The organism is Neoasaia chiangmaiensis (genome assembly GCF_002005465.1).
GTDB classification, from domain to species: domain Bacteria; phylum Pseudomonadota; class Alphaproteobacteria; order Acetobacterales; family Acetobacteraceae; genus Neoasaia; species Neoasaia chiangmaiensis.
Genome location: NZ_CP014691.1, coordinates 3,356,738 through 3,382,301 on the forward strand (window position 1 = coordinate 3,356,738; position 25,564 = coordinate 3,382,301).

Below are 25,564 nucleotides of genomic sequence, written 5' to 3' on the forward strand. Positions count from 1 at the left end.
CTGAACTTTGTCATCCCTTCCCACAGCCCATTCTCCGGCAGCGTCCCCTCATGGGCCGCAGCATCCCGCCAGTGGCCCGCTCCACCGGGAGGAACACCCCATGCGTGTCCAGCCGACACTGCCACCGCGCTATCTGCGCACCCCGGACGCAGCCAATTTCGTTGGCTTGTCCATCCGCACCCTCGAAAAACACCGGAGTTGCGGTACCGGCCCGCTCTACCGCCAGCTTGGTGGCCGGATCGTCTATGCCGTGGAAGACCTCTGCGCCTGGGCTGATCTGAACGTCCGGCTGTCCACGGGTGACGGTGGCGGCATTCCCATGCCGTCCGACCCGCGCGCCTACATCATCCGATTGCAGGCCAGGGCTCGCAAAGCCCAGCAGCGGAGTGCCGGACGATGATGCCGGCGGCCGACAACTGGCGCCAGCCCGACCGGCGCTTCGTGGTCACGGGATCGGCACGGCCCCGTGACATCCGCGATCTGATGGGGCGTCCGTTTTTCGCATTGGGAAAAACGCCGCGCGTCACCCCGATCGATTACCAGGCGCGACATATCGCGGTCATGGTGCGGTCTGAAAATGCCGGCGGTATGGCGACCGTCTGGGACGTCGATGTTCTGATCTGGCTGACCGGGCAGATTGTCGATGCGCTGAACCATGGATTGTGGGTGTCACGCCATGTGCGCTTCACACCATGGCGTCTGTTTCAGGATCTGGGCTGGGCTTCCGGGCTGCACGAATATCATCGCCTTCGTGGTGCATTGGAACGGCTGTCGACCACAGCAGTCATGACGAATATCCGCCAGGGCACTGACTGGAGGGAAAGACCGTTCACCTGGATCAGTGATGTCCGGATATCCCGTGACGATGGCGTGGCCCTGACACTGCCGGACTGGCTGATGGAGGCCGCCTGCGATCGCTCGCGCGTGCTGAGCGTTGACCCCGCCTATTTCAGCCTTCGTGGCGGTATCGAGCGGTGGCTTTACCGCCTGGCGCGTCGGCATGCCGGACGGCAGAAGGATGGATGGCGCTTCGATCTGGCGGAGTTGCACGCACGCTCAGGCAGCCTGACCCGTCGTCGCGATTTCATCGCGAAAATCCGCGCCATTGTCGTCAGCCAGATCATCCCCGGTTATGCGTTTCGCGTCATTTCTGGCGGAAAACAGGGAGTTTTATGCGCTGTTCCAACGAGTCAATCCACCGAGGGTGTGGATAACGATGTGAAACATGTCGTTGGATCAACGGCGCATCATATCGTGGGAACGGCGGCGGATTTATCGTGGGATCATTGGCGAAAATCGGCGCAACATATTGTTTTCAAAAGCGGAATCAGACCCGTAACTTATATAACTAATATAATAACTTATTATGTAGGGGAGTTCGGTCTTTTCGCCCCCCTTCCGGCAGCCCCGATGAGGGCAGAAAAAGAGGCCCGGGAAGCGATCGCGGATCGCCTGGTCGGTGTCCCATGACCGTCCGCTCTTTCAAGCCGGACGACGCTGTTCTCACCACGGTCGAACTGACGTGGATCGAGAAGCGTATCGAGCACTGGATCCGTTTCGGGCACCCTGTCGAGGATCGCATTCTGGATCGTCGGCGCAGGCTGATGAGCTTCACGCCGGACAGCGTGTTCGCCTTCATCCGCTGGGCCGCGAACGATTTCGGCACCGTGGTGTCCTGCATCGACATCGTGCGGGCCGTTGGCGCTCAAGAAGCCTGCCAGACCGTGCCGTTCGTACGGCCCGGCGGCGAAAGCCTGCTGCGGCAGAGCGGCTGGCCAAAGGTGCGTCGGGTGCTGGAGGCCATCGACGCCGTCGAGGCGCTGGGGATCGATCCTGTCACGGCCTGTCCCGATCACTGGCGCCATCTGCATCACCGGCTCACGGCGGCGCATGAGCCACGTCCCTACACGCCAGGGCGCCATGAGGCATGGCTGCGCAGGAGGGCCATGTTATGACCCGGCGCGCCTGGTTTTTCACCACGTATTTCGCCGTGCTCGGCGTGGGCGCCTCGCTGGCGTTTCATCCGACCCCGCGCTGGGTCTGGAACGAAACGGCCAGCGTTCCGGTCGGGCTGTATCGGATCCAGTCCACCGTCCCGATCCGTGTCGGTGACATCGTCGCCATCCGCCTTCCCGAGCACGAGGCCACGCTGCTGGCGACACGCGGCTACCTGCCTTTCGGCGTGCCGCTGCTCAAGCCTGTGGCAGCACTGGCGGGGCAGAGTGCCTGTCGTAACGGCATCCATGTCACCATCGACGGCAAGCCCGTCGGTGATGCGAAACCCGTCGACCATCGCGGCCGCAAGCTGCCGGTCTGGCAGGGGTGTCAGCATCTCGGGCCGGGGCAGGTGTTCGTCATGAACGCTGCCGTGCCGACCAGTCTTGACGGACGGTATTTCGGTGTCCTGCCGATGGAAACAGTGATCGGTCGCGCGGTGCCGGTGCATGTGCGCACAGGCAAGGCCGAATTGCCTCCGCCGCATTTTCGATCTCCTTCCGGAACCGCCCGAGCCGATGCGGAAGTGGCCGCTTCTGGTGCAGCCCATGATGCCCATGAAACCCGGTGAACCACCCATCCAATGATGGTCGCCAGCCATTAAATTTTCATACTCCCGAAAGGACTTCTCTCATGAGCCAGATCGGATTTTTCACGCGCACGTCGGACGGTTTCGCCGGACGTGTGCGCACCCTGTCGCTGGACGCCGAACTGACCTTCGTGCCAGCGGAAAACAGCGGCGCGGAAAACGCTCCGGATTATCGTATTCACCTGGGTGACGGGGATACTGGCCCCGAGCTGGGCGCGGGATGGAAACGCACCGGGGAACGTGCCGGCGAGTATGTATCCGTGGTCCTGGATGATCCCGCCTTCATGCAGCCGGTCCGGGCCACGCTGTTTCAGGCCGGACGCGGTGGGCGTGAGTGGCAACTGGTGTGGAATCGCCCCGCAAAACGTCCGGTTGGTCGGGAATGAGCGGCCGGTTTTTCCTGCCCGGCAGCATGCTGGCTGTGCTCGCGCTGACGCTCTCGCCAGCCATCGCCTGTGCGCAGGATTGGGACGATCTGGTGCGGCAGGCGGCGGAACGGAACGCGATCCCCGCGATGTGGGTGCGGGCGGTCCTGCATGCTGAAAGTGCTGGTGATCCGCATGCGGTATCCGGTGCTGGTGCGATGGGGTTGATGCAACTCATGCCCGGCACCTGGAAAGATGTCCGGCGCACGCTCAATCTGGGTGCAGATCCCTTCGATCCGCACGACAATATCGTGGCAGGGGCAGCCTATCTGCGATGGCTGCACGACCGTTATGGCGATACAGGATTCCTTGCTGCCTATAACGCCGGCCCTGGTCGTTATGACGATCATCTGGCGACCGGTCGGCCACTGCCAGGCGAGACGATTTCCTACGTGGAATTCGTCACACGGCTGATGAAAAACCGATCGTCTGGCATTCATCTGCCCGTTTCCTTTTTGTCCTTTCCAGCTCGCTCCTGGGTGACGGCCGCGCTCTTCGTTTCAGGCCAGCCCGATGCGTTTCGGGGCACCATGGTGCGTCATGTTTCTGCTCCCGAGAACCTTTTCGCAGGGCATGCCGGGGATAGGTCCGACATGGTCCCGTTGAGGGGATCGGATCAGGTCCAGTGAGGCGTGAGAACCCCGGAAAGCCAACAGAAAAGGGAGGGCTGGATAAAAGGCCGCACATCGCGGCTCGGTCGGGGTGGCTGTTTTCCGGGGTTTTTGAGGTCTTGTCGCGAGGCGCGTGGAAATTCCACACCTCGCGTCGAGGCGTTATCTCTTTGATCCGACGCGATCTTTCGCGCGGTGCAGGGCATTTTTCATGAACAGAGATGAAGAATTCCGGATCCGGCCAGGGCGCATCCGCTCCACCCGCGCCCGGCAGGCGCGACCCTTCGTGACACAGGTGCTGGCGTCCGTGCAGCGGGCCGGTGGCAGGGTGTCCCGCGCGGGGAAAATCAGTGCTGGGCGTCGCTCCAGTTTCGGGCGAGGGAGGGCCGCCGCTCATGCCGCCAATCGCCTGCTCACCAGCCGTTCGCGGGGCGTCGTGATCAAGGCCCGTGTTGTGCGGCACGCACCGCGCGCCACACCACTGGCGGCACATCTCCGCTATCTCCGTCGGGAGGGCGTGACGCGGGACGGCGAGGATGCGCGCCTGTTCGGGAAGGACAGCGACGATATCCGTGCCTCGGACTTCGCGGAGCGATGCGCTGGGGACCGCCACCATTTCCGCTTCATCGTCTCGCCAGAGGATGCGCCGGAGATGTCGGACCTGCGGGCCTTCGCCTGTGATCTGATGGGGCAGATGGAATCCGATCTCGGTACGAAACTGGAGTGGGCCGCTGTCGATCACTGGAACACCGCGCATCCCCATCTGCATGTCATTGTCCGGGGCGTCGCGGAAGATGGCACCGACCTGGTGATCGCGCGCGATTATATCCGCGAAGGCATGCGTGCCCGTGCCCAGGATCTGGTGACGCTGGAACTCGGACCACGCACCGATCATGATATCCATCAGGCGGTCGAGCGGCAGGTGAACGCCGACCGCTGGACCCAGCTTGACCGCCAGCTTCAGAGGGACGCGGGGCAGGATGGTGTCATTGATCTCGGACGCGTGCCGGGCGAAACGCCGGATGCCTTCGCGGCGGTGAAACTGGGGCGCCTGCGCCGCCTGGAAACGATGGGGCTGGCGCATCAGGTCGGGCCGGATCGCTGGCGGATGGACGAGAACGCCGAGGCGACCCTGCGGGAGATCAGCGAGCGCAACGACATCATCAAACGGATCCACCGGGGGCTGGCGGAACAGAAGATCGACCGCGCCGCGTCGTCGTGGGTGCTCGCGGGGGAGGACACCACCGATCCCGTTATCGGTCGGCTGGTCGATCGCGGCCTTGATGATGAGCTGCGTGGTACGGCCTATGCGGTGATCGACGGGATTGATGGACGCACGCACCATGTCCGCCTGCCGAACCTCGAAGCTGCTGGCGATGGGCCGGTCGGTTCCATCGTCGAACTGCGGCATTTTACCGACAAACAGGGACGTGACCGTGTCGCGCTGGCCGTGCGCTCGGACGTCACGCTGGAGCGCCAGTTGACAGCGGAGGGCGCGACCTGGCTCGATCGGCAGGCCATCGCACGGGAGCCTCTTGCGCTGGCGTCCACCGGGTTCGGCGCGGAAGTGAAAGAAGCGATGAAAAAGCGGACAGATCATCTGGTGGAGCAGGGGCTGGCCAGTCGCGACGGCGGGAGCGTCCGTTATGCCAGGAACATGATCGCTACGCTGCGCGAGCGGGAGCTGGACGCGCTGGGCCGGAGCCTTGCCGGGAAGTCAGGGACGCCGTTCCGGCGGAGCGGGGAGGGCGATCCCGTCACCGGCACCTATCGTCAGCGCTTCAACCTGGCGTCGGGCCGGTTCGCCATGATCGACGACGGGCTGGGTTTCGAGCTGGTGCCGTGGTCGCCATCGCTGGAAAAGCAGCGCGGCCGGGAGGTGTCGGGCGTCATGCGCGGCGATGGGGGGATCGACTGGACGTTCGCGCGCAAACGGGGGCTGGGTCTATGACCGGGAAGGGGGGGAAACGGAATGTCCGCTCACAACGCAGGCGACGATGAAAGCGGACAAAACAAAGTTCTTATGCTGAAGCGCTATTTCCAAGGTGCACTCTGAAAAACGGCACCAGTTTTTCCAGCGCCGGACCAACGGCTTCCGGTTTGTCATACAGGTCATAATGCGAGCTGTTTTCCAGGGACACGATCTGCCGATCTTTTGACGCGATGGCACGGCCATAAATCTCCGTACCATCGCGATAGGCGCCAAACGCGCCGACCTTTTCTCCCACTACAACCATGACGGGCTGGGTCAGCAGGGTTTCAGCAAAGGCAAACGCGTCCCATGACAGGGTTTTCTGGGCATGGCTGAACAGCATCCGCGTCCACCCTCCCGGCTTCTGGCCGCGCGGTGTCTTGTAGTAATCCGTGGCTTCCAGAACATCCCGGTCCGTCAGACCATTCGCACGGGCAGCCTCGACGCTCGGTGGCAGCAGTTCATTGACCTGCAACTCGTCGCCACGCGCCTCTTTCGTGCGTTGCGCCGCCATGGCCTCCAATGTGCCGAGTGGATTGAAACCACTGAACCCCTCCCGGAACAGGCGGCCGAGATTGACTGGCGTGATACCGACAACAGCCTTGATCCGTTTTTCCGTCAGCGTGGCGTTGATGGCATAGGCCCCGCCGCCACAGACACCGATTGCGCCGATACGGTCAGCATCCACATAAGGCAGCGTCACGGCATAATCGATCACATGGCTGATGTCCTCGACCCGCTGGGTCGGGCTTTCAATCCAGCGCGGCGCACCGCCGCTTTCACCCTGATAGGAGGCGTCATAGGCAATAACGACGAAACCTGCCTCGGCTAGCGCTTTGCCATAGACATTCCCCGAGGTCTGCTCCTTGCAGCTTCCAAACGGGTGAACGCTGACAATGGTTGGATAGGTCCGGCTTTCATTAAAGTCGGAAGGGAGCAGGATATTGGCTGCAATCGGCAAGGCCATATCGGCATTCTGGATCTGGACAGACTTCATCTCGATGTCCTTCGGTTTGTTTTGCAGGCTCGTTACGCCAGTTTGGCCTGAAAGAACGGCGCGAGCACGGAAACGGCTTCGGTCACGAAGGCTTTCCCATCATAGAGATCCATGTGATTGGCGCCCTTCACGATATGGACCGACTTGTCCGTACTGGCCGCACGGTCGTACAGGTCGTCGCTCATCCACTTGCTGCCCGCGTCGCTGCCGACGACGATCTGGATCGGTTGAGTCAGATAGGTTTCGGCCATGTGATAGGCGTCGTAGGTGACGATCTGGTTCAGGCTCCGCAGCGTGGCAAAGCCGGGCGCGGTCGCACACTCGGCGCGGGGCGTATGATAATACTCCCAGGCCTGACGCAGTTCTTCGTTCGGCGCATCTTTCTCCGTCAGTGGCGCGAGTGGCATGGTGGCGTAACCGTTGCCTGCGGCATCTGTGGTGCGGGCATTGGACCCGGCTTCGATCAGCGGGAGTGCGTCGATCGAGCGCACCGAATTGTCCCAGCCATTACGGAACATGGAGCCGATATTGACTGCGCTGACGGTGCCGATTGCCTTGATGCGACGATCCTGAATGGCGGCATTGGCCGTGTAGCCCGCACCCGCACAGATGCCCATGGCGCCGATGCGGTTCTGGTCGATGTAGGGCAGTGTCGTCAGATGGTCGATAACGGCGCTGACGTCTTCGGTGCTGACGTAGGGGTTTTCAAGCTGGCGTGGCTCACCGCCGCTTTCCCCCTGACAGGACCGGTCGAACGCAATGGTGACAAAGCCCTGTTCCGCGAGTTTCTGCGCGTAGGTGCCAGCCGTCTGCTCCTTTACGCCGCCGCCTGGATGGGAGACGACAATGGCGGGCCATTTTTTCGCCTCGTCAAAGCCATTGGGGAAATTGATCACCGCCGACAGGCTAATGGCCGGGTTGTTGGTGTTCGTGAAACTGATCTTTGTCATGGTCTGTCTCCTGTTGATGAAAGCATGGTAGGACAAACCCATTGCGCGGATTAGATGGATAATCTGTCATGGCCCTATCACTGGAGTGATCAATGAGGCGGGATGAAATCGCCGATCTGGCAGCTTTCGTCGTGGTGGCCGAGGAAGGCAGCTTCACCAAAGCGGCCCGTCGTCTTGGCATCGCACAGTCCGGCCTGAGCCAGATCGTGCGACGCACGGAAGAACGGCTGGGCATGCGCCTGCTGTCACGCACGACCCGCAGCGTGGCACCGACGGAAGCGGGCGAGCGGCTGCTCGCGACACTCGGCCCCATGCTGCATGATCTGGACGCGGCGGTCGCCTCTCTGGGTGATTTGCGGGACCGTCCATCGGGCACCATCCGGGTGACGACCGTGGAACATGCGGCGAAAACCATCCTTCTTCCCGGCGTGAAGCAGCTTCTGCGGGACAATCCCGATATCCGCGTGGACGTGACCATTGATTACGGACTGGCAGACGTGGTGGCGGATCGCTTCGACGCCGGCATCCGCTTAGGCGGTGAGATTGCGAAAGACATGATCGCCGTTCGGATCAGTCCGGACATCCCCATGGCCATTGTCGGGTCACCAGATTATTTCCGCACCCATCCCGCGCCAACGTCTCCAGCGCAGCTTGTCGAGCATAAGGCGGTCAATCTACGACTGCCGACATCGCAGACCGTCAATGGCTGGCGCTTAATGCGGGGCGGTCGGGAAACGCGGGTGCGACTAGAGGGACAGATGATGCTCAATACCATCGACCTGATCCGCGATGCCGCCCTGGACGGACATGGGCTGGCTTATCTGCCACGCGACATGGTGCAGGCGGATATCGGCACCGGGCATCTGATCCATGTTCTGGGGAAATTCACCCCAGATCTTCCCGGTTACCATCTCTATTATCCGAACCGACGGAACGCGTCGGCGGCGTTCAGGCTGTTCGTGGAGAACGTGCGCTATATTGGATAAAAATCTGCGTTGAATGATGTCCGGTTTGCGTAGCACTTCGCAGTAAGTTTTAGGTCCAGCATGAAGGCGACAGCGGAAGTTCCGCGTCTCTCATGCCCTACTGACCAATTCGTCCAGCGCCCTGATGATCATGTCCTGATCGCGTTCGGCCAGGACGCCGACGGCGGTTCCAAGCCGTGCGGCAGGGACAGTCGCCAGGTCGAACGGGTTGGCGAAGACTTCCTCTCCCTCGACATGCAAATGCGGCGTCAGCGGGTGATTCGGCGGGGCGCTGCCCGATCGTCTGACGAGCGGCATGACGACGCGGCCCACGCTGCGCTCCAGACGGCTGCTCTGGATCTGGACGACAAACGGAATGTCCCGGTTACGACCGGGGTTCCGGTAGATCGCGAATTGCGACATCGGATCAGAGCGTCGAGAATTCGTCGCTCAGGAAGCCGTGCCGCGCGTGCAGATCGTTCACTGCGTCGATCACGCCGTCGAGCTTGCGCTGTTCGTCCTCGCGTTGCTGGCGTGCGGATTGCAGGTAGTCGCCCAGCAGGGTCTCGACCGTCGCCGAAAGATTGGGCGTCACTTCCCGGACCTGCGCCAGCAGATCGGTGTTGAGCGACAGGTTGACCGGGCGGCGGGGCGCGCTCCGGTCATAGGAAACACCGAGGCTGGTGCGGCTGGGCATGATCCGACTCCTTATGCGCATATCGTGCGCATGAGATGAGGATGCCGACGTCAGACCGCAACGCGCAAGTATTTTTTCGCTCCTGCCCCCTCCGGTACGATGGGTAGCGGATCATGCTTGCCTCCCGGAAAATCTGGGTTCTTCGCTGTCTCCCATAACGAGGGGAGGACTCGATGGACCAGCCGGGAACACGTATCCAGTGGGGGCAGGCGCTCGTGGTCCTGTCCATGATCGTGCTGTCCTGGTGGACGGCGACACAATGGGCGGCCTGGGAACTGGCGTTCCAGCCGGAACTCGGTCGCCCGTGGTTTATGGTCCTGCATCGCTGGCCGGTCTATGCCCCACCACTGTTCTTCTGGTGGTGGTACGAGTTCGACGCCTACGCGCCGGCGGTCTTCGCACGCGGTGCCTGGATCGCGGGTTCCGGCGGGGTGCTGGCCTTTGCCGCAGCCGTGGCGCTGTCCGTCCATCGTGCCCGCGAGGCGAAGCGGGCCGCGACCTATGGCTCCGCCCGCTGGGCCGAGGACGCGGAAATCCGCGCGGCTGGACTGCTGGGCGAGGATGGCGTGGTGCTGGGGAAATACCGCCGGAGCTATCTCCGACATGATGGCCCCGAGCATGTCCTGACTTTCGCGCCGACGCGCACGGGCAAAGGCGTGGGCATGGTGATCCCCACGCTCCTGACCTGGCCGGGTTCGGCCATCATCCATGATATCAAGGGTGAGAACTGGCAGATCACCGCCGGTTTCCGGAATCGCTTCGGGCGGGTGCTGCTGTTCGATCCCACCAATTCGGCGTCCTCGGCCTACAACCCGCTGCTGGAGGTGCGACGTGGGGCGTCGGAAGTCCGTGACGTGCAGAACATCGCCGACATCCTGGTCGATCCCGAGGGATCGCTGGAGCGGCGCAACCATTGGGAGAAAACCTCCCATGCCCTGCTGGTCGGCGCGATCCTGCATGTGCTCTACGCCGAGGATGATAAGACCCTCGCCGGCGTAGCGAAATTCCTCTCCGACCCGAAGCGGTCGATCGAGGCGACCCTGTCCGCCATGATGCGGACACCGCATCTCGGGAAAGCGGGGCCACACCCCGTTGTGGCCTCGGCGGCGCGGGAATTGCTGAACAAGTCGGATAACGAGCGCTCCGGCGTGTTGTCCACCGCCATGTCGTTTCTCGGCCTCTACCGCGATCCGGTGGTGGCCACCGTGACCAGTCGCTGCGAATGGCGGATCGGCGATCTGCTGGACGGCGAACGGCCCGTCTCCCTGTATTTCGTCATTCCGCCGTCGGATATCAGCCGCACCAAACCGCTGATCCGCCTGATCCTCAACCAGATCGGACGCCGTCTGACGGAGGATCTGTCCGGCCGGGAGGGGCGTCGTCGCCTGCTGCTGATGCTCGACGAGTTTCCTGCTCTTGGCCGCCTGGACTTCTTCGAGAGCGCGCTGGCCTTTATGGCGGGCTATGGGATCAAGGCGTTCCTGATCGCGCAATCCCTCAACCAGATCGACAAGGCATACGGCCAGAACAACAGCATCCTGGACAATTGTCACGTCAGGGTCAGTTTCGCCACGAACGATGAACGCACCGCGAAGCGGGTGTCCGATGGACTGGGCGTGGCGACCGAGATCCGGTCGCAGAAGAACTATGCCGGGCACCGGCTGTCGCCCTGGCTCGGGCATCTCATGGTTTCGCGTCAGGAGAGCGCGCGGCCCCTGATGACGGTGGGCGAGGTTATGCAGCTTCCAACGCGGGATGAGGTCATCATGGTAGCGGGCTGTCCGCCCGTCCGCGCGCGCAAGGCGCGGTATTTCCGGGATCGCCGCTTCGTCGAGCGCGTCATGCCGCCGCCCGATCCGGCACAGTTGCCACGGCCCGTCCGGCCTGATGACTGGAGTGGTCGTCCGTCTCCTGTCACCCCGCCACCGGAGGAGACGGCACCGTCAATAGCACCCGACAAGTCTGACGATGCCGACAGCGATGAATCGCTCGGCACGGGGCGGAAATGGTCGCGCGAGCATGACCCGGCGGATGCCGGCAAGCACAGGGCGCGCACCGCACCGGACCTGTTTAGCGAGGAACTGCCACCGGATCCGGAAGCACGGGATCGTGCCGACCTGACGCGGATCGGCCGGCAGGCCGGGCTCGACCGTGGCAACGATCTCGGGTTGTGAGGGCGCAATATGAGGACATCCCCAAAGAAAGCGCGACTGTCGGTCTATCTGGAACCGAAACTGCTGGACGCCCTGACCGTCCATGCGGCACGGCGCGATCTTTCCCTGTCTCTCGTGGCGGAAGCAGCCGTCGCATCCTTCCTGTCGCCCGATGCCGATGAACGGCGGGAAGCGGCGATGAGCCGCAGGCTGGACCGCCTCGACCGGCAGGTCGCCCGTATGGAACGCGATCTCGGGATCAGCCTTGAGACGCTGGCCCTGTTCATCCGCTACTGGATGACGGTCAGCCCGGCCTTGCCGGAACCAGCGGCCGCTGCGGCACGGGCACAAGGGGCGGAACGCTACGAGGCGTTCGTGGCAGCCCTTGGGCGACGACTTAGCCGGGGGCCATTTTTCCGGCATGAGATCCCGGAGGATGTACCTCCCACATCAGAATCATGATGTCCGCAGCCAGCAAGTAAAAACCGCATCCGTTACGATCCTGTACGATCGCAGGAAAACGCTGTTGAAAACGGGAGAAAACAGCACTCTCTAATGATCCCCGTCGTCGTCCGGAAAAGCCGGATGACCCAAACGGACGGGGATTCCCATGGCGGTTACACCGATTGAAAATGGTGCCCGACAGCGCGGCATGTCCATGCTGCGCACGGCGATGGGGCCGGCGATTGCCCGGCATCTCGCTGATCCCGCTGTGGTCGAGGTGATGCTCAATCCGGACGGGCGGCTGTGGATCGATCGGCTGTCCGTGGGGCTTGGCGATACGGGCGACAGGATTACGCCAGCCGATGCCGAGCGCATCGTGCGCCTGGTGGCCCACCATGTCGGGGCGGAGGTGCATGAGGCTGCACCCCGTGTCTCGGCCGAGTTGCCAACCGGCGAACGGTTTGAGGGATTGCTTCCGCCTGTGGTCACGGCGCCCAGTTTCGCCATCCGCAAACCCGCCGTGGCCGTGTTCACCCTCGACGATTATGTCGCAGCCGGGATCATGACCGATGCGCAGGCACATTTCCTGCGTCATGCGGTCTCGGAACGGAAAAACATCCTGGTCGCCGGCGGGACATCGACCGGCAAGACCACGCTGGTCAATGCCCTGCTGGCCGAGGTTGCGAAAACCGGCGATCGCGTCGTGCTGATCGAGGATACGCGCGAACTGCAATGCACGGCGCCCAATCTCATTGCCCTGCGGACCCGTGAAGGTGTCATCACGCTGTCGGATCTTGTTCGTTCCGGCCTTCGCCTGCGTCCCGACCGTATTCCCATCGGTGAGGTGCGCGGGGCCGAAGCCCTTGATCTGGTCAAGGCATGGGGCACCGGCCATCCGGGTGGCATCGGCACGCTGCATGCCGGATCGGTCCTGGCCGCCCTGTATCGGCTGGAACAACTGATCCAGGAAGCGGTGGTCACGGTGCCACGCGCCATGATCGCCGAAACCATCGACGTCATTGCCGTGCTGTCTGGACGTGGCACGGCACGCCGCCTGTCCGAACTGGCGGAAATTAACGGTCTCGATCCCACGACTGGAGCCTATCTCATCCGTCCGGCCAGTCTCTCTTCACCCGAAACATCATTCTCTGCCAATGGAGAATTATCATGATGCCGCCTTCATGTTTGCGCGCCATCGTGTGCGCTGTCGCACGTCCTGACCGGTATGTGCCGGATCTCCGTGTGTTCGGAACCTCGATACTGCTGTCGCTTGCTTTCGCGTCATCGGCCTGGGCGTCGGGATCCAGCATGCCGTGGGAGACGCCCCTGAACGAGATTCTGGAATCCGTGCAGGGGCCGGTGGCCAAGATCATTTCGGTCATCATCATCACCGTGACCGGTCTGACCCTGGCCTTCGGGGAAACATCCGGCGGGTTCCGTCGCCTGATCCAGATCGTCTTTGGACTCAGCATCGCTTTTGCGGCGTCCAGCTTCTTCCTGTCGTTCTTCTCCTTCTCCGGCGGGGCACTGATCTGATGGCGGGATATGACGATGACGCGGTGCCGGGGTTCCATGTTCCGGTGCATCGGTCGCTGACCGACCCGATCCTGCTGGGTGGCGCGCCCCGTGCCGTCGCCATCGCCAATGGCACGCTGGCGGCAGCGATCGCGCTGGGTCTGCGCCTGTGGCTGATCGGAGGCGCCTTCTGGATCGTGGGCCACGGGCTCGCGGTCTGGGGGGCGAAGCGCGATCCGCTGTTCATTGAGGTCGGACGGCGGCATCTCCGCTATCCCGCCTGGCTCCGGGCTTAAGGAGGATCGGCCATGATGTCCCTTGGGGAATATCGCAACCGTGCTGCCCTCCTGTCGGATTTTCTCCCATGGGCCGCGCTGGTCGGAAAAGGCGTTGTCCTGAACAAGGACGGTTCCTTCCAGCGGACGGCCCGTATCCGTGGTCCCGATCTGGACAGTGCCACGCCAGCGGAACTGGTTGGGGTCACCGGCCGACTGAACAATGCCCTGCGCCGTCTGGGCTCGGGCTGGGCCGTGTTCGTGGAAGCACAGCGGATGCCGGCGACGCTCTATCCCGAGAGCGATTTCCCCGACGCGGCCAGCCAGATGGTCGATCTCGAACGCCGGGAGCAGTTCGAGGATGAAGGGGCGCATTTCGAGAGCCGGTATTTCCTGACCCTGGTCTGGCTACCACCGGCGGAATCGTCAGGCCGTGCCGAGCGTTTTCTTTATGAGGGCCGGGAGCGTGACGGGCCGGACCCGCATGGCGTGCTCCATGCATTCGTGGACCGCACGGATCGGATGCTGGCCCTGCTGGACGGGTTCATGCCCGAGGCGGCATGGCTCGATGACGGCGAAACCCTGACTTATCTGCACAGCACGATCTCGGCCCGGAACCAGCGGGTCAGGGTGCCAGAAATTCCCATGCATCTGGACGCCTTGCTGGTGGACCAGCCGCTCTCTGGCGGTCTGGAACCGAAGCTCGGCGATGCGTATCTGAAAACCCTGACCATAACGGGTTTCCCCAGCCGCACCTTTCCCGGAATCCTCGACGAACTGAATCGACTGGCCATGCCCTATCGCTGGTCCACCCGTGCGATCCTGCTGGACAAGACGGACGCCACGAAGGTGCTGACGAAAATCCGTCGGCAATGGTTTGCAAAGCGCAAGAGTATTGCGGCCATTGTCCGGGAAGTGATGACCAACGAGGCCTCGGTCCTCGTGGACAATGATGCCGCCAACAAGGCGGCTGATGCCGACCTCGCCTTGCAGTCGCTGGGCGCGGATGATGTCGGGCAGGCTTACATCACGGCCACGATGACGGTGTGGGATGGCAGCGCCAGCATAGCGGCGGAAAAGCTCCGGCTGGTCGAAAAGATCATCCAGGGGCGCGACTTCACCTGCATGGCGGAAAGCCTCAACGCGGTTGAGGCGTGGCTGGGATCGTTGCCAGGTCATGTCTACGCCAATGTCCGCCAGCCCCCGGTCTCGACCCTGAATCTGGCGCATATGATTCCGCTCTCTGCCGTGTGGGCTGGGCCGGAACAGGATGGGCATTTCAGGGCAGCGCCGCTGTTCTATGGCAGGACGGCGGGTGCCACACCGTTCCGGTTTTCCCTTCATGTCGGCGATGTGGGTCATACGCTGATCGCGGGACCAACGGGTGCTGGCAAATCTGTCCTGCTGGCGCTGATGGCGTTGCAGTTCCGGCGCTATGCGGGATCGCAGATTTTCGCCTTCGATTTTGGCGGGTCGATGCGCGCTGCAACATTGGCAATGGGAGGCGACTGGCACGATCTCGGTGGCGGCTTAACCGATGATGATCTGTCGGGAGAACAGGGTGGCAGTGTATCGCTTCAGCCGCTGGCACAGATTGACGATCTCGACGAGCGCAAATGGGCCAGTGAATGGCTGGGGCAGATCCTTGTCGGTGAGAGCGTAACGCTCACCCCGGAGGTGAAGTCTCACCTCTGGTCAGCCCTGAATTCCCTGGCGTCGTCACCCGTTCATGAACGGACCCTGTCCGGCATGGTCGCACTGCTCCAGTCGAATGCGCTGAAGCAGGCGATGGCGCCCTACTGTCTCGGTGGCCCCTATGGTCGCCTGCTCGACGCTGACACCGAACGTCTGGGAGATGATGATGTCGTGGTCTTCGAGACGGAAGGTCTGATCGGTTCCGGCGCAGCGTCTCCCGTGTTGTCCTATCTGTTTCACCGCATTGAGGGCCGTCTGGATGGCCGGCCGACCCTGCTGGTGATCGACGAGGGCTGGCTGGTGCTGGATGACGGCGATTTCGCCGGCCAGCTCCGGGAGTGGCTGAAAACCCTGCGCAAGAAGAACGCCAGCGTCATCTTCGCCACGCAGTCCCTGTCGGACATCGCCAATTCTCCGATCGCCCCGGCCGTAGTGGAAAGCTGCCCCACGCGCATCTTTCTGCCGAACGAGCGGGCGATCGAGCCTCAGATCATGGCGCTCTATCGGGATTTCGGCCTGAACGACCAGCAGATCGCCATCATCGCCCGCGCGGCATCGAAGCGGGAGTATTACTGTCAGACGCAACGCGGCAATCGCCTGTTCGAACTGGGGCTCGGTCCTGTTGCCCTGGCGCTGTGCGCGGCATCCGGCAAGGACGATCACCGGTTGATCGACAGTGTGCTGGCGGAACACGGGCCAGACGGCTTTCTCCCGGCCTGGTTCGACGTGCGTGGCGTGTCATGGGCTGCGGACCCTCTGCGGGAAGGGGACGTGTCATGATGGAAAAACTTTTCCATATCCGGGTAAAATATTTCCGTCCCGGACGTGTGGCGGTCCTTGGAGCCGCCCTAGGGTTTATCGCGCCAATCGTGCCCGCCCACGCGCAATGGGCGGTCTACGATGGGGCTGCGCATGTCCAGACCGTGCTGATCGCGGCGCGGGAATTGCAGCAGATCGACAACCAGATCACGTCTCTCGCCAATCAGGCGCAGATGCTGGTCAACCAGGCGAAGAACCTCGCCCTGCTGCCCCTGTCGACATTGTCGACGCTGCAATCGACGATTTCCCAGACGACAGCCTTGCTCGCGCAGGCGCAGAACATCGCTTATTCGGTGACCTTGGTCGAGCAGCAATACCAGCAGGCCTATACGTCGATCTCCTCCTCGATGTCGGACAGCGCCCTGTTCAGCCAGGCACAGACACGGTGGCAGAATTCCGTCGGCGGGTTCGAGGACGCCCTGAAGCTTCAGGCTCGGGTGGTAGGAAACATCCCCAGCGACAGCTCGGCCATGACGCAACTGGTCTCGGCGAGCCAGAGTTCAGCCGGGGCGCTACAGGCGGCACAGGCGGGAAACCAGCTTCTCGCCCTGCAATCCCGCCAGCTCTCGGACGTCATCGCCGTGTTGTCCGCGAATGGCAGGGCCGCCGATCTGGAGCGGGCACGGCAGGCGGCCACCGAGGCGGAAAGTGCGTCGCAGTACCGGCATTTTTCCCAATATAATGCCTATAGCCCGACCGCCATTTCCATGTTCGGCAGCAGCGGGAACTGACGGCCATGGCGACCAATGACGTCGGCGTTATCGATAGCTTCCTGAACACCTTCACCACCACCATCGATACCGGCTTCGGTCTCGTGAAGGGGAATGTGATCTCGCTGGCGGGCACTCTGTCGGTGCTGGACATTGCGCTGGCTGGCCTGTTCTGGGCGTGGGCGGCGGATGAGGACATCATCCAGCGTCTGGTGAAGAAGACGCTTTATATCGGGTTCTTTGCCTGGATCATCAACGATTTCGATGCGCTCTCGAAGATCGTCTTTGACAGTTTCGCGGCCCTCGGCCTGAAGGTCGGAGGCGGGAGTCTCGCACTGGGTGATTTCCTGCGGCCCGGCCGGCTGGCCTCGACCGGATTTACGGCAGCGCAGCCGCTTCTGGACTCGGTCCACAATCTCCTTGGTCCGGTCGCCTTCTTTACCAACTTCATCCAGATCTTCGTGCTGTGTCTGTCCTGGCTGATCGTGCTGGCAGCCTTTTTCATCCTCGCCGTGCAGCTTTTCGTGGCGCTGATCGAGTTCAAGCTGACCACGCTGGCGGGTTTCATCCTGATCCCCTTCGCCCTGTTCAATCGTACGGCTTTCCTCGCCGAGAAGGTGCTGGGCAATGTCGTCTCCTCGGGTGTGAAGATCATGGTGCTGGCGGTCATTTCCGCCATTGCCTCGGTGCTCTTCAGGCAGTTTACGACGTCCTATGGCAGCGATGTGCCGACCATCGGCCAGGCCGTGTCGGTGGTGCTGGCCTCGTTGGCGATTGTCGGTCTGTCCATTTTTGGCGGCAGCATCGCCAATGGCCTGATCTCCGGCGCTCCCCAGCTTGGGGCCGGTGCGGCCGTCGGTACTGGCATGGCCGTCGGTGCCATGGGTGCTGCTGCGGCGGCCGGTGTCGGGGCTGCTGCCTCCGGTGGTGCCGCAGCCCTCGGTGCGACCGCAGCCGCCGCGCGGGGAGGGGCTGCGATCGCAGGGGCAGCCACTTCCGCCTATTCGGCCGGAGCCGCCGGCGCATCAGGTGGTGCGGGCAGCATGGCTGCTGGGATCGGAGGCATGGGCCGGGCCGTCGGTGGGAATGTCGCGAATGCCGTCAAAGGAGCGGCCTCACGTGCCGGTTCATCCCTCGAAGAAAGCTATGCCGCCGGTGGACGCTGGGCCGCGCGCGGGATGAGCGGTGGCAAGGAAGGTGATGAAACCGGTGGCAGCGGGCCGTTTCCATCAGGTGGGGGTGGTCCTGCCGGAGAAGGGGGTGGCCCCACGGGTGGTGGCCCTACCGGTGAGGGTCCGTCTGGTGGAGATGGTGGCGGTTCCGGCGAACCGCCCCGCTGGGCTCAGAAGATGAAGCGCCGTAACGCCGCCGCCCATGCTGCCGAGGCCGCGCATGTCATTCGCTCCGCCGACGGCGGGGGCGGATCTTCCTCAATCGATCTCTCGGAGAAAGAATGATGTTCCGTCGCTCCACCACCCGCTACGGGACCACACCCGAGCCTGTCACGCCCTATCAGAAAGCCGCCCAGATCTGGGACGAGCGTATTGGGAATGCCCGCATCCAGGCCCACAACTGGCGGCTCATGGCCTTTGGTAGCCTGTTCCTGTCAGCGGGGCTCGGGGCCGGGCTGGTCTGGCAGTCCGCGCGCGGCACCATCACGCCGTGGGTGGTGCAGGTGGATCATCTGGGGCAGGCGCAGGTCGTGGCCCCCGCGACAGCGAGCTATATGCCCGCCGATCCGCAGATCGCCTGGTATCTGGCGCAGTTCGTTCATGACGTGCGCGCCCTGTCGTCAGACCCCGTGGTGGTCCGGCAGAACTGGCTGCGCGCCTATGATTTCACCACCACGTCGGGCGCCCAGGCGCTTAACGATTATGCCCGCCTCAATGATCCATTCTCGCGCATCGGGCACGAACAGGTCGAGGTGGACATCGCCTCGGTCATCCGCGCTTCGCCCGGCAGCTTCCGCGTTGCCTGGACGGAACGCCATTACCGCGACGGGGCGTTCACCGGCACCGAACGCTGGACCGCCATCGTCTCCGTCGTTCTGCGCACGCCCCGCGATGCCGATCATCTTCGCCGCAATCCACTCGGGATTTTCGTCTCCGCCATCAACTGGTCGAAGGAGTTGGGTCAATGATCCGCATGATCGTGCGCGCGTTGCCGCTGACGCTGCTCGCCCTGTCCGCCTGCTCGGGGCAGTATCATCAGCCTGTCATTCGCTACGATGACGCCGTGCAGGCGACACGTCTGCCGGACCCGCCGAAGCCCGTACGGGTGGTGGAGGTGCCACAGCCTCTCCCGTTGCCGGGGCAGCTCAAGCCGTTGCTGTCACGACGCGCGGTCCATCCGGCCCCCGAAGTCGCCGACCCCACAGCGCGTGTGACACAGGCCAATCTGGCGGCCCGCATCCAGCCCACGCGTGCGGGCTTCATTAACGCGGTGCAGGTCTATCCCTACAGCCCCGGTGCTCTCTATCAGGTCTATGCCTCGCCGGGCGAGATCACCGACATCATGCTCCAGCAGGGCGAAAAGCTGGTCGGCACTGGCCCCGTGGCAGCAGGTGACACCGTGCGCTGGATTATTGGCGATACCGAAAGCGGGGCAGGAGCGACGAAACGCATCCATATCCTGGTCAAGCCGACGCGGCCGGACCTCACCACCAACCTAATCGTCAACACGGATCGGCGCACCTATCTGGCGGAACTGCGCTCCACGCCCGCGACCTATATGGCGTCGGTATCGTGGGACTATCCCGAGGATGATCTCATTGCCCTGCACCGGCAGGATAGTGCGGCAGAGGACGAAGCGCCCGTTGAAACGGGTCTCAATCTCGACGCCCTGAATTTTCGTTACGCCATCCAGCCGGTGAAAGGCGGAACACCGCCCTGGCTTCCGAGCCGCGCCTTCGATGACGGTCATAAGGTCTATATCGCTTTCCCGGCCGGGATAGGGCAGGGCGAACTGCCGCCTCTGTTCGTTCTGGGAGCCGATGGCGGTCCGGAACTGGTCAACTATCGCGTGCGACAGAACTGGATGATCGTCGATCGCCTGTTTGCCGCCGCCGAACTCCGACTGGGAGACAAGCATTCCGAGCAGCGGGTGCGCATCGTACGCACCGACGGGCGGCGGACATGACTGGGGAGGCTCCGACAACCGGAGGATCTTCCACGGCCCCGATCCCACCGCCCGATCTGCGCCTGCGGGCGGAACGGCCGCGCGTGGTGCGTCTTAACCGCACCGTTGTCTGGGCGCTCGGTGGGGCAGGGATGCTCGCCATTGGTCTCGCACTTGGCTACGCGCTGGAGAACAGCAGCCACAAAGCGCCACCGGCTGCCACCCAGGACACGGATGTGCGCCCGTCGGCTGATGGGCTGGCGGGGCTGCCGTCCGATTATGTCGGCAACGGTGTGCCGAAGCTCGGTCCTGCTCTGCCCGGCGATCTGGGACACACCATTCTGAAGGTGCAGGGGCAGGGGAAAGTCGCATCAGGCGGGGAGGACCGCCGTGCCACGCAGGAGGTCGAAGCGGCGATTGCCAGCCGGCTGTTCGTGCAGACGGGGGAACGTGACCGCGCCGGCAAACAGGCGACGCTGCCCGCACCGGGCGCTCCTGCCTCTCAGGGGCGGGCGTCCACTACGGCCGGACCACAGGCTGGAAACCTCGCCTTTCTGGACGGGCAGCCTGATCGCGCGACGACCAGCCCGGATCGCATTGCGCTGCCTGCCTCGCCCTATATCCTACAGGCCGGTACGGTGATTGCCGGCGCGCTGAACACGAAGATCAGTTCCGATCTGCCGGGCCAGATCGTGGGGCACGTTACGCAGAACGTCTATGACAGCCCGACCGGCCGCTATCTTCTGATCCCCCAGGGGAGCCTGCTGTTCGGGGCCTATAACAGTGGGATTTTCTTCGGGCAGCAGCGCACGCAGATCATCTGGACGCGGCTGATCTTCCCCGATGGCGAGAGCCTCGTGCTGGAGAAGCTGCCTGGTGGCGACGCCATCGGCCAGTCTGGCCTGTCTGATGAGGTGAACAACCACTGGGGGCAGTTGTTCAAAGCCGCTCTGGTCACGACCCTGCTCAGCGTGGGGTCAGAGGCGGGAACCAGCCAGAGCGAAAACAATCTGGCCCAGGCGATCCGCTCCGGCGCCAGCAACGGCTTCTCCATGGTCGGCAACCGCCTGATCGATCGCAGCCTCAACGTCCAGCCAACCCTGACCGACCGGCCGGGGCTGCCGTTCACCGTGCTTGTCGGGCACGACCTGCTACTCAAACCTTATCGGAGCCAAGGACAGATACGATGACGGACCTGAAAATCCGGGAACTTCCCGATGAGAAGCCGGTCAGAATGACCGTGGCGTTACCCCCCGACATCCATCGCGATCTGCTTGCCTATGCGGCACTTCTTTCCGGCAACGATGGGGCGATGGACCCGGCCCGGCTGGTCGCGCCCATGCTCCGGCAGTTCATGATGTCGGACAAGGGGTTCGCCAGGGCACGGAGAAAGGAAAAAGGACCGTCGTCAGAAAAGTAGCTTCATCGTCTGTTGTCTTCGACATATCGGGCGAAGCTCCGGGCGCAGGGATTTTCATTGTCTGGCCGCCAGACGATCCCGAATTCCAGATGGGAGGAGCCATCCGCGTCCCGGATTTCCGTGATCGCGATGTCATGGCCATGCCGATCGCGGATCAGCGGTAGCCACGAGGCGGGAAGCAGGGCGACGCCTTCGTTGTTCTGGACGAGTGCGACGATCCTGTTGCTGCCGATATCATGACGCTGGATCTTTGGGCGGATGCCGGTTTCCCCGAGCTTGCGCTGGATGAGTGCCTCGAAGTCCTGACCCGCGTTGTCGCGTCCCGTGAGGAACGTCCCGTGACGCAGGTCTGTCCAGGATACTTCCGGTCGTGTTGCCAGGGGATGATCAGGGGGGAGTGCGGCCACGATGCGGTCGCTCCACAGAGGCGTGACCCGTAACGCAGGGACCAGGTTGCGGCGGGTGACGACCGCGAAATCGATCTGCCCGCGCTGGAGCCGGCGCAGCAGCCTCTTGCCTGTACCCTCGGAATAGCGAAAGACGATATCGGGGTGAGTGGCGCGGAAGTCTGCCGTGAAGGTCGAGAGTCTTCCGGGCAGGACGCAGGTCTGGATACCGATAGAGATCTGGCCATTCTCGCCCTTGCCCGTCCGCCGAGCGCGGGCGTTCATGCCGGCCACATTGTCCAGGATCGTCTGGCTCCAGCGGATGAATTCCCTTCCGAACGCAGTTGGTGTAGCACCGGCCGGAGAGCGGGTGAACAGCCGGACATCAAGCCGTTCCTCCAGGTTGTGCAGGGATCGGCTGACGGCGGATTGTCGGGTATTTAGGAAACGCGCCGCGCCATGGATACTGCCATGCTCGGCGATCGCCCGCACGCATAGCAGTTGCCACAAATCGAATGGAGGGCGCCGCATTACCGGTCACCCAGCCCGGACACGGCGCGGCGTGATGACCGTATAGACAGAGGGCTGCACGAAGAGCGTTATGGTTATGCTGCCGATCATGCCGCTGAAGATTACCATCCCCAACATGTAGCAACTGCGTAATTCGGCGCCATGATCGGCAGCAGCAACTCCATCACCACCACCACGCCGGTGGCCATGATAACCGGCTGGACATGAATGTCCGTCGCAGTTCCGTTTGCCATCCCCCGGTTGAGATGGTCTCGGTACAGAAGCCCGTTGGCGACCCCACGATCAGGATGCCGTGGTTGCTGACGAGGCCGATCAGCGCGATCAGCCCGAATTTGAAGGGAGAAGACGAGCAGTTTGCTCTTCTGCACGTATTGCTGGGCGTCGGACTGCCAGTCATAGCTGTAACCAGCGGAAAGCTCTGATGCCCGCGCTTTGAGGCCGGCTATAGCGTTGCCCATTGTGGCACCTTTCCTAAGAATGGCTCGAAGCGTCGCCGAATTTTGCAGGCTGATATACTCCATGCGGATGCCCATCTCTGACCATGCAGCAAAAGACGTTCCGACCAGAATCTCTGGATTTCCTATACTCGGAAGCGACTACTGAAGAAATTTGCATTTTACATAGGTGGTTTTTCGATCTGAGTTGGGTTAATTGATTGAGGAGGTATAAATTTATAAATAGGTCATATTATTTAAATAGTATGACCTATAAACACAAAAACTATCATGCATTTACTATATAAAAAATATTATACGGTTTATTTTTTATATAAAATCTAGACTTGGTAGTGATGTATTTATTTCAAAATAAACTCAAAGACGGTTTGAACAAAGTTCTTGAGTGGAGCGTCACTTTTTTCGACGCGCATGCGCAAGATAGCTCCCTCCCATCCATTCAGCAGGAACTGCGCCAACTGCGCCGGTGGAGCGTCATTGAGGATGGCTTTCTGGTGTTGAGCGTCCGCGATACACTGCTCGAAAAGCCCCCCCCAGGTTTTGAAATGGCCCGAAAGGCAGGAGCGAATAATCGCACTCTGGTCCGCCACTTCGAGACTCAGATTGCCCAGCATGCAGCCGCGCACATATCCGCTGGTCTCAAAGCCCCGGATGCGCTCGTCGAAATAATTCTGGAGCCGTACCATCGGTGCGACGTCCGGATCAGTCAGCACTGACCTCAGCTCGGCAAGGTTGTTGCCAAAATAGGCATCCACCACTTCCCGACCGAACTCTTCCTTGCTCGCGAAGTGATTATAAAACGAGCCCTTCGGGACGTTGGCGGCGTCAACGATGTCCTTGATTCCCGTCGCCGCGTAGCCGCTCTCGTGAAGCAGCTTCCCGCCAGCGCGGATCAGGTTGAGGCGCGTTTCGGGGCGCGGCTTAGGACCACGCCGGGGTGTGGTAGCTTGCAATCCCATATCCAACAGGCCCTCAAAACTCTCATATGACCGGTCGTCTTGATTTATCTCTCACGGGTGCCCCGTGTCAAGACGGCATTGATCACCCGGCACGCGAACCGGAAGCGGACGCATTATGAACAGTTGGTCCCGGCGGGTTGACATCATTAAAGTGACCGGTCATCTTAAATTAAGAAAGATGATGTTTGCCGATGGAGGAGCGCCAGTCGGGTTGCCGTGCATGGAAATATCGACCGCTTCTCAGGTGGTGTAAGGCTCGTTTTGGTCCCGGTATTTTTGTCTGCATTTTCTTTGCCGTAGTTATATTACTTATTTATCAGGAAATAACATAAGAAAATGCAGATAAATTCCAGAGTTTCCTCGCGTTTTATCTGGCTGTTCCGTGACTTTGTCTTCCGTTTTACAGTATATAGGAAGTGTGAACCATGACTGTGTATCGTACGATCAACCCTACCACGGGACAGCTCGAAAAATCTTACGACCTGCATGGACAGGCGGAAGTCGCTCAGCGGCTGCAAGTGGCCCACACGACATGGTTGGACGACTGGAAGCTGAGATCCTTTGAACAGCGAGCCGACATTCTCAATCGTGCCGCTGATATTCTGCGGCGCGACAAGGAGCGGTTTGCCCGGCTGATTTCAGTCGAGATGGGTAAGGTCTTCGCCGAGGCATTGTGGGAGGTCGGGATTTCTGCCGACATTCTGGCCTATTATGCGAAGGAAGCGGCCAGAATTCTGGCACCGCGTCGTCTCGACCGGAGCGAGAATGAGGCGTTTGTTCTGTGTCAGCCCCTCGGCGTCATTTACTGCATCGAGCCGTGGAACTTTCCGTACTATCAGCTTGCCCGGGTCGTCGGTCCGAACCTGATGGCCGGGAATGTCGTCATGGTCAAGCACGCGCCGGGAGTGCCTCAGTGCGCCGAAGCATTCGAACAGCTTTTCCATGAAGCTGGTGCTCCGCGGGGGACCTATACCAATCTTTTCATTACCAATGACCAATCCGCTGACCTTATCGCGCAACCGGAAGTCCGGGGCGTCGCCCTGACCGGGAGTGAGCGTGCCGGCAAGGCCGTTGCCGGCCAGGCAGGAAGTGCCATCAAGAAAAGCACGATGGAACTGGGCGGGTCGGATGCGTTCATCGTCCTCGACGATGCGGATCTCGACAAGGTGGTGCCTCTGGCCGTGGCGGGCCGGATGACCAATAACGGGCAGGTCTGCGCCGCCCCCAAGCGCATGATCGTGCATCATACTCTGGTCGAGGAGTTTACCGAGCGTTTTGCGCAGGCTCTGGGCGCTTTTCGCTACGGAGACCCTCTGGATGGGGAGGTCACGCATGGCCCCATGAGCAGCGAAGACGCGCTCAATCGGACGCTTTCGCAGGTCGAGACGGCCGTGGCTCACGGGGCTACGCTGTTGACGGGAGGACAACGGATCGACCGGCCGGGATTCTATATGAAAGCCGGCATTCTCACGGGCGTTACCAAGGATAATCCGATCTTTTATGAGGAAGTGTTTGGACCGATCGCGATCATCTACCCGGTTTCCGGCGAGGACGAGGCGATCCGGCTGGCCAATGATTCTCCCTATGGGCTGGGCGGTTCGGTGCATACACGTGACATCGAACGGGGTCGCTCGGTTGCGGAGCGGATCGAAACCGGCATGGTGTACATCAACGGTGTGACAAAATCCTACCCGGACGTGCCGTTCGGGGGCGTTGGCAATTCGGGCTATGGTCGCGAACTCGCCGATTTCGGCCTTCATGAATTCGTTAACCATAAGCTGGTTTATATTTCCTGAAGGTAATACAGGAATTATTTTTTAGATAATAATGCAAATAAATTATGGAAAGGGGCCACTATTCGGCTCCTTTTCATCCGTCTTCTAT

Annotated in this window: 27 protein-coding genes and 1 pseudogene; 21 read left to right on the plus strand and 7 right to left on the minus strand. The window is 61.9% G+C overall.

Annotated features, from left to right (window positions below; all coding sequences use genetic code 11):
- Positions 1-100 precede the first annotated feature (100 nt).
- From A0U93_RS15795 to A0U93_RS15825, 7 genes and pseudogenes are all read left to right on the plus strand, one after another.
- Complete coding sequence (locus A0U93_RS15795) at positions 101-400, plus strand: helix-turn-helix transcriptional regulator (protein ID WP_077808161.1); 300 nt, start codon at positions 101-103, stop codon at positions 398-400.
- Positions 397-1,470 carry a replication initiator protein A gene (locus A0U93_RS15800; RefSeq protein WP_077808162.1) on the plus strand — a complete coding sequence of 358 codons (1,074 nt, stop codon included), beginning with the start codon at positions 397-399 and terminating at the stop codon, positions 1,468-1,470. The genes A0U93_RS15795 and A0U93_RS15800 overlap by 4 nt, the downstream gene beginning before the upstream one ends.
- Positions 1,467-1,955, plus strand: a complete 489-nt coding sequence (locus tag A0U93_RS15805; protein WP_077808163.1) for a DUF2840 domain-containing protein — start codon at positions 1,467-1,469, stop codon at positions 1,953-1,955. The genes A0U93_RS15800 and A0U93_RS15805 overlap by 4 nt, the downstream gene beginning before the upstream one ends.
- Positions 1,952-2,582: pseudogene (locus tag A0U93_RS15810) on the plus strand (S26 family signal peptidase). The gene A0U93_RS15805 and the pseudogene A0U93_RS15810 overlap by 4 nt, the downstream one beginning before the upstream one ends.
- 46 nt (positions 2,583-2,628) lie before the next feature.
- The gene (locus tag A0U93_RS15815; RefSeq protein WP_077808164.1) at positions 2,629-2,970 is read left to right on the plus strand and encodes a DUF736 domain-containing protein; all 342 of its coding nucleotides are present in this window, start codon (positions 2,629-2,631) and stop codon (positions 2,968-2,970) included.
- Complete coding sequence (locus A0U93_RS15820; RefSeq protein ID WP_077808165.1) at positions 2,967-3,638, plus strand: lytic transglycosylase domain-containing protein; 672 nt, start codon at positions 2,967-2,969, stop codon at positions 3,636-3,638. The genes A0U93_RS15815 and A0U93_RS15820 overlap by 4 nt, the downstream gene beginning before the upstream one ends.
- A gap of 193 nt (positions 3,639-3,831) precedes the next feature.
- Positions 3,832-5,571 (plus strand): relaxase/mobilization nuclease domain-containing protein, encoded by a 1,740-nt coding sequence (locus A0U93_RS15825; RefSeq protein ID WP_077808166.1) that lies wholly within the window; start codon positions 3,832-3,834, stop codon positions 5,569-5,571.
- 70 nt (positions 5,572-5,641) lie between these two features.
- Here the strand turns inward: A0U93_RS15825 and A0U93_RS15830 are convergent, their stop codons facing one another.
- Both A0U93_RS15830 and A0U93_RS15835 read right to left on the minus strand, forming a co-directional pair.
- Positions 5,642-6,589 (minus strand): alpha/beta hydrolase, encoded by a 948-nt coding sequence (locus A0U93_RS15830; RefSeq protein WP_077808167.1) that lies wholly within the window; start codon positions 6,587-6,589, stop codon positions 5,642-5,644.
- Between the two features lie 32 nt (positions 6,590-6,621).
- Positions 6,622-7,539, minus strand: a complete 918-nt coding sequence (locus tag A0U93_RS15835; protein ID WP_077808168.1) for an alpha/beta hydrolase — start codon at positions 7,537-7,539, stop codon at positions 6,622-6,624.
- Positions 7,540-7,631: 92 nt separating this feature from the next.
- Between A0U93_RS15835 and A0U93_RS15840 the strand changes: the two genes are divergently transcribed.
- Entirely contained in the window at positions 7,632-8,525 is an 894-nt protein-coding gene (locus A0U93_RS15840) for a LysR family transcriptional regulator (RefSeq protein ID WP_077808169.1), read from the plus strand.
- A gap of 90 nt (positions 8,526-8,615) precedes the next feature.
- On the opposite strand, the gene A0U93_RS15845 is transcribed toward A0U93_RS15840, so the two are convergent.
- Both A0U93_RS15845 and A0U93_RS15850 read right to left on the minus strand, forming a co-directional pair.
- Entirely contained in the window at positions 8,616-8,927 is a 312-nt protein-coding gene (locus A0U93_RS15845) for a CcdB family protein (RefSeq protein WP_077808170.1), read from the minus strand.
- A gap of 4 nt (positions 8,928-8,931) precedes the next feature.
- Positions 8,932-9,201, minus strand: a complete 270-nt coding sequence (locus A0U93_RS15850; RefSeq protein ID WP_029605669.1) for a type II toxin-antitoxin system CcdA family antitoxin — start codon at positions 9,199-9,201, stop codon at positions 8,932-8,934.
- Between the two features lie 173 nt (positions 9,202-9,374).
- On the opposite strand from A0U93_RS15850, the gene A0U93_RS15855 reads away from it, so the two are divergent.
- The 12 genes from A0U93_RS15855 to A0U93_RS15910 all read left to right on the plus strand — a co-directional run bounded on the left by A0U93_RS15855 (position 9,375) and on the right by A0U93_RS15910 (position 21,349).
- Positions 9,375-11,375: a conjugal transfer protein TraG gene (locus A0U93_RS15855; protein ID WP_077808171.1), complete on the plus strand. Its 2,001-nt coding sequence runs from the start codon at positions 9,375-9,377 to the stop codon at positions 11,373-11,375.
- Between the two features lie 9 nt (positions 11,376-11,384).
- Positions 11,385-11,816, plus strand: a complete 432-nt coding sequence (locus tag A0U93_RS15860; RefSeq protein WP_077808172.1) for a CopG family transcriptional regulator — start codon at positions 11,385-11,387, stop codon at positions 11,814-11,816.
- A 148-nt stretch (positions 11,817-11,964) separates the two neighbouring features.
- Positions 11,965-12,969 (plus strand): P-type conjugative transfer ATPase TrbB, encoded by a 1,005-nt coding sequence (gene trbB, locus A0U93_RS15865; protein ID WP_077808173.1) that lies wholly within the window; start codon positions 11,965-11,967, stop codon positions 12,967-12,969.
- Complete coding sequence (locus A0U93_RS15870) at positions 12,966-13,334, plus strand: TrbC/VirB2 family protein (RefSeq protein ID WP_174807276.1); 369 nt, start codon at positions 12,966-12,968, stop codon at positions 13,332-13,334. The genes trbB and A0U93_RS15870 overlap by 4 nt, the downstream gene beginning before the upstream one ends.
- Entirely contained in the window at positions 13,334-13,609 is a 276-nt protein-coding gene (locus A0U93_RS15875) for a VirB3 family type IV secretion system protein (RefSeq protein ID WP_077808174.1), read from the plus strand. Before A0U93_RS15870 ends, A0U93_RS15875 begins: the two co-directional genes overlap by 1 nt.
- A gap of 12 nt (positions 13,610-13,621) precedes the next feature.
- Positions 13,622-16,063: a conjugal transfer protein TrbE gene (trbE, locus tag A0U93_RS15880; RefSeq protein WP_077808175.1), complete on the plus strand. Its 2,442-nt coding sequence runs from the start codon at positions 13,622-13,624 to the stop codon at positions 16,061-16,063.
- Entirely contained in the window at positions 16,060-16,833 is a 774-nt protein-coding gene (gene trbJ, locus A0U93_RS15885; protein ID WP_077808176.1) for a P-type conjugative transfer protein TrbJ, read from the plus strand. The genes trbE and trbJ overlap by 4 nt, the downstream gene beginning before the upstream one ends.
- 5 nt (positions 16,834-16,838) lie before the next feature.
- Positions 16,839-18,269, plus strand: coding sequence for a P-type conjugative transfer protein TrbL (gene trbL / locus A0U93_RS15890; RefSeq protein ID WP_077808177.1), 1,431 nt, complete (start codon positions 16,839-16,841; stop codon positions 18,267-18,269).
- Positions 18,269-18,952, plus strand: coding sequence for a conjugal transfer protein TrbF (trbF, locus tag A0U93_RS15895; RefSeq protein WP_077808178.1), 684 nt, complete (start codon positions 18,269-18,271; stop codon positions 18,950-18,952). The genes trbL and trbF overlap by 1 nt, the downstream gene beginning before the upstream one ends.
- Positions 18,949-19,950 (plus strand): P-type conjugative transfer protein TrbG, encoded by a 1,002-nt coding sequence (trbG, locus tag A0U93_RS15900; protein WP_077808179.1) that lies wholly within the window; start codon positions 18,949-18,951, stop codon positions 19,948-19,950. Before trbF ends, trbG begins: the two co-directional genes overlap by 4 nt.
- The gene (locus A0U93_RS15905) at positions 19,947-21,119 is read left to right on the plus strand and encodes a TrbI/VirB10 family protein (protein ID WP_077808180.1); all 1,173 of its coding nucleotides are present in this window, start codon (positions 19,947-19,949) and stop codon (positions 21,117-21,119) included. Before trbG ends, A0U93_RS15905 begins: the two co-directional genes overlap by 4 nt.
- On the plus strand, positions 21,116-21,349 hold the full coding sequence (locus tag A0U93_RS15910; RefSeq protein ID WP_077808181.1) for a DUF2274 domain-containing protein: 234 nt from the start codon (positions 21,116-21,118) through the stop codon (positions 21,347-21,349). The genes A0U93_RS15905 and A0U93_RS15910 overlap by 4 nt, the downstream gene beginning before the upstream one ends.
- A 2-nt stretch (positions 21,350-21,351) precedes the next feature.
- Here A0U93_RS15910 and A0U93_RS15915 read toward each other — a convergent pair whose 3' ends face one another.
- From A0U93_RS15915 to A0U93_RS15925, 3 genes are all read right to left on the minus strand, one after another.
- A complete protein-coding gene (locus A0U93_RS15915) occupies positions 21,352-22,266 on the minus strand; it encodes a LysR family transcriptional regulator (RefSeq protein WP_077808182.1) in 915 nt (304 codons plus the stop codon).
- A gap of 101 nt (positions 22,267-22,367) precedes the next feature.
- Positions 22,368-22,787 carry a hypothetical protein gene (locus A0U93_RS15920; protein WP_149026888.1) on the minus strand — a complete coding sequence of 140 codons (420 nt, stop codon included), beginning with the start codon at positions 22,785-22,787 and terminating at the stop codon, positions 22,368-22,370.
- 275 nt (positions 22,788-23,062) lie between these two features.
- Positions 23,063-23,680, minus strand: a complete 618-nt coding sequence (locus A0U93_RS15925) for a TetR/AcrR family transcriptional regulator (protein WP_077808184.1) — start codon at positions 23,678-23,680, stop codon at positions 23,063-23,065.
- Between the two features lie 425 nt (positions 23,681-24,105).
- Here A0U93_RS15925 and A0U93_RS15930 point away from each other — a divergent pair, with 425 nt between their 5' ends.
- A complete protein-coding gene (locus tag A0U93_RS15930; RefSeq protein ID WP_077808185.1) occupies positions 24,106-25,476 on the plus strand; it encodes an NAD-dependent succinate-semialdehyde dehydrogenase in 1,371 nt (456 codons plus the stop codon).
- Positions 25,477-25,564 lie beyond the last annotated feature (88 nt).

Bases quoted from the DNA above. Each gene is read 5' to 3' on its own strand.
- A0U93_RS15795 (WP_077808161.1), top strand. From the start codon at position 101: ATGCGTGTCCAGCCGACACTGCCACCGCGCTATCTGCGCACCCCGGAC.
- A0U93_RS15925 (WP_077808184.1), bottom strand. From the start codon at position 23,680: ATGGGATTGCAAGCTACCACACCCCGGCGTGGTCCTAAGCCGCGCCCC.
- A0U93_RS15830 (WP_077808167.1), bottom strand. From the start codon at position 6,589: ATGAAGTCTGTCCAGATCCAGAATGCCGATATGGCCTTGCCGATTGCA.
- trbG (WP_077808179.1), top strand. From the start codon at position 18,949: ATGATCCGCATGATCGTGCGCGCGTTGCCGCTGACGCTGCTCGCCCTG.
- A0U93_RS15800 (WP_077808162.1), top strand. From the start codon at position 397: ATGATGCCGGCGGCCGACAACTGGCGCCAGCCCGACCGGCGCTTCGTG.
- trbB (WP_077808173.1), top strand. From the start codon at position 11,965: ATGGCGGTTACACCGATTGAAAATGGTGCCCGACAGCGCGGCATGTCC.
- A0U93_RS15870 (WP_174807276.1), top strand. From the start codon at position 12,966: ATGATGCCGCCTTCATGTTTGCGCGCCATCGTGTGCGCTGTCGCACGT.
- A0U93_RS15845 (WP_077808170.1), bottom strand. From the start codon at position 8,927: ATGTCGCAATTCGCGATCTACCGGAACCCCGGTCGTAACCGGGACATT.
- trbF (WP_077808178.1), top strand. From the start codon at position 18,269: ATGTTCCGTCGCTCCACCACCCGCTACGGGACCACACCCGAGCCTGTC.
- A0U93_RS15860 (WP_077808172.1), top strand. From the start codon at position 11,385: ATGAGGACATCCCCAAAGAAAGCGCGACTGTCGGTCTATCTGGAACCG.
- A0U93_RS15850 (WP_029605669.1), bottom strand. From the start codon at position 9,201: ATGCCCAGCCGCACCAGCCTCGGTGTTTCCTATGACCGGAGCGCGCCC.
- trbL (WP_077808177.1), top strand. From the start codon at position 16,839: ATGGCGACCAATGACGTCGGCGTTATCGATAGCTTCCTGAACACCTTC.
- A0U93_RS15855 (WP_077808171.1), top strand. From the start codon at position 9,375: ATGGACCAGCCGGGAACACGTATCCAGTGGGGGCAGGCGCTCGTGGTC.
- A0U93_RS15805 (WP_077808163.1), top strand. From the start codon at position 1,467: ATGACCGTCCGCTCTTTCAAGCCGGACGACGCTGTTCTCACCACGGTC.
- A0U93_RS15825 (WP_077808166.1), top strand. From the start codon at position 3,832: ATGAACAGAGATGAAGAATTCCGGATCCGGCCAGGGCGCATCCGCTCC.
- A0U93_RS15915 (WP_077808182.1), bottom strand. From the start codon at position 22,266: ATGCGGCGCCCTCCATTCGATTTGTGGCAACTGCTATGCGTGCGGGCG.
- A0U93_RS15840 (WP_077808169.1), top strand. From the start codon at position 7,632: ATGAGGCGGGATGAAATCGCCGATCTGGCAGCTTTCGTCGTGGTGGCC.
- A0U93_RS15910 (WP_077808181.1), top strand. From the start codon at position 21,116: ATGACGGACCTGAAAATCCGGGAACTTCCCGATGAGAAGCCGGTCAGA.
- trbE (WP_077808175.1), top strand. From the start codon at position 13,622: ATGATGTCCCTTGGGGAATATCGCAACCGTGCTGCCCTCCTGTCGGAT.
- A0U93_RS15920 (WP_149026888.1), bottom strand. From the start codon at position 22,787: ATGGAGTATATCAGCCTGCAAAATTCGGCGACGCTTCGAGCCATTCTT.
- A0U93_RS15815 (WP_077808164.1), top strand. From the start codon at position 2,629: ATGAGCCAGATCGGATTTTTCACGCGCACGTCGGACGGTTTCGCCGGA.
- A0U93_RS15930 (WP_077808185.1), top strand. From the start codon at position 24,106: ATGACTGTGTATCGTACGATCAACCCTACCACGGGACAGCTCGAAAAA.
- A0U93_RS15905 (WP_077808180.1), top strand. From the start codon at position 19,947: ATGACTGGGGAGGCTCCGACAACCGGAGGATCTTCCACGGCCCCGATC.
- A0U93_RS15875 (WP_077808174.1), top strand. From the start codon at position 13,334: ATGGCGGGATATGACGATGACGCGGTGCCGGGGTTCCATGTTCCGGTG.
- trbJ (WP_077808176.1), top strand. From the start codon at position 16,060: ATGATGGAAAAACTTTTCCATATCCGGGTAAAATATTTCCGTCCCGGA.
- A0U93_RS15835 (WP_077808168.1), bottom strand. From the start codon at position 7,539: ATGACAAAGATCAGTTTCACGAACACCAACAACCCGGCCATTAGCCTG.
- A0U93_RS15820 (WP_077808165.1), top strand. From the start codon at position 2,967: ATGAGCGGCCGGTTTTTCCTGCCCGGCAGCATGCTGGCTGTGCTCGCG.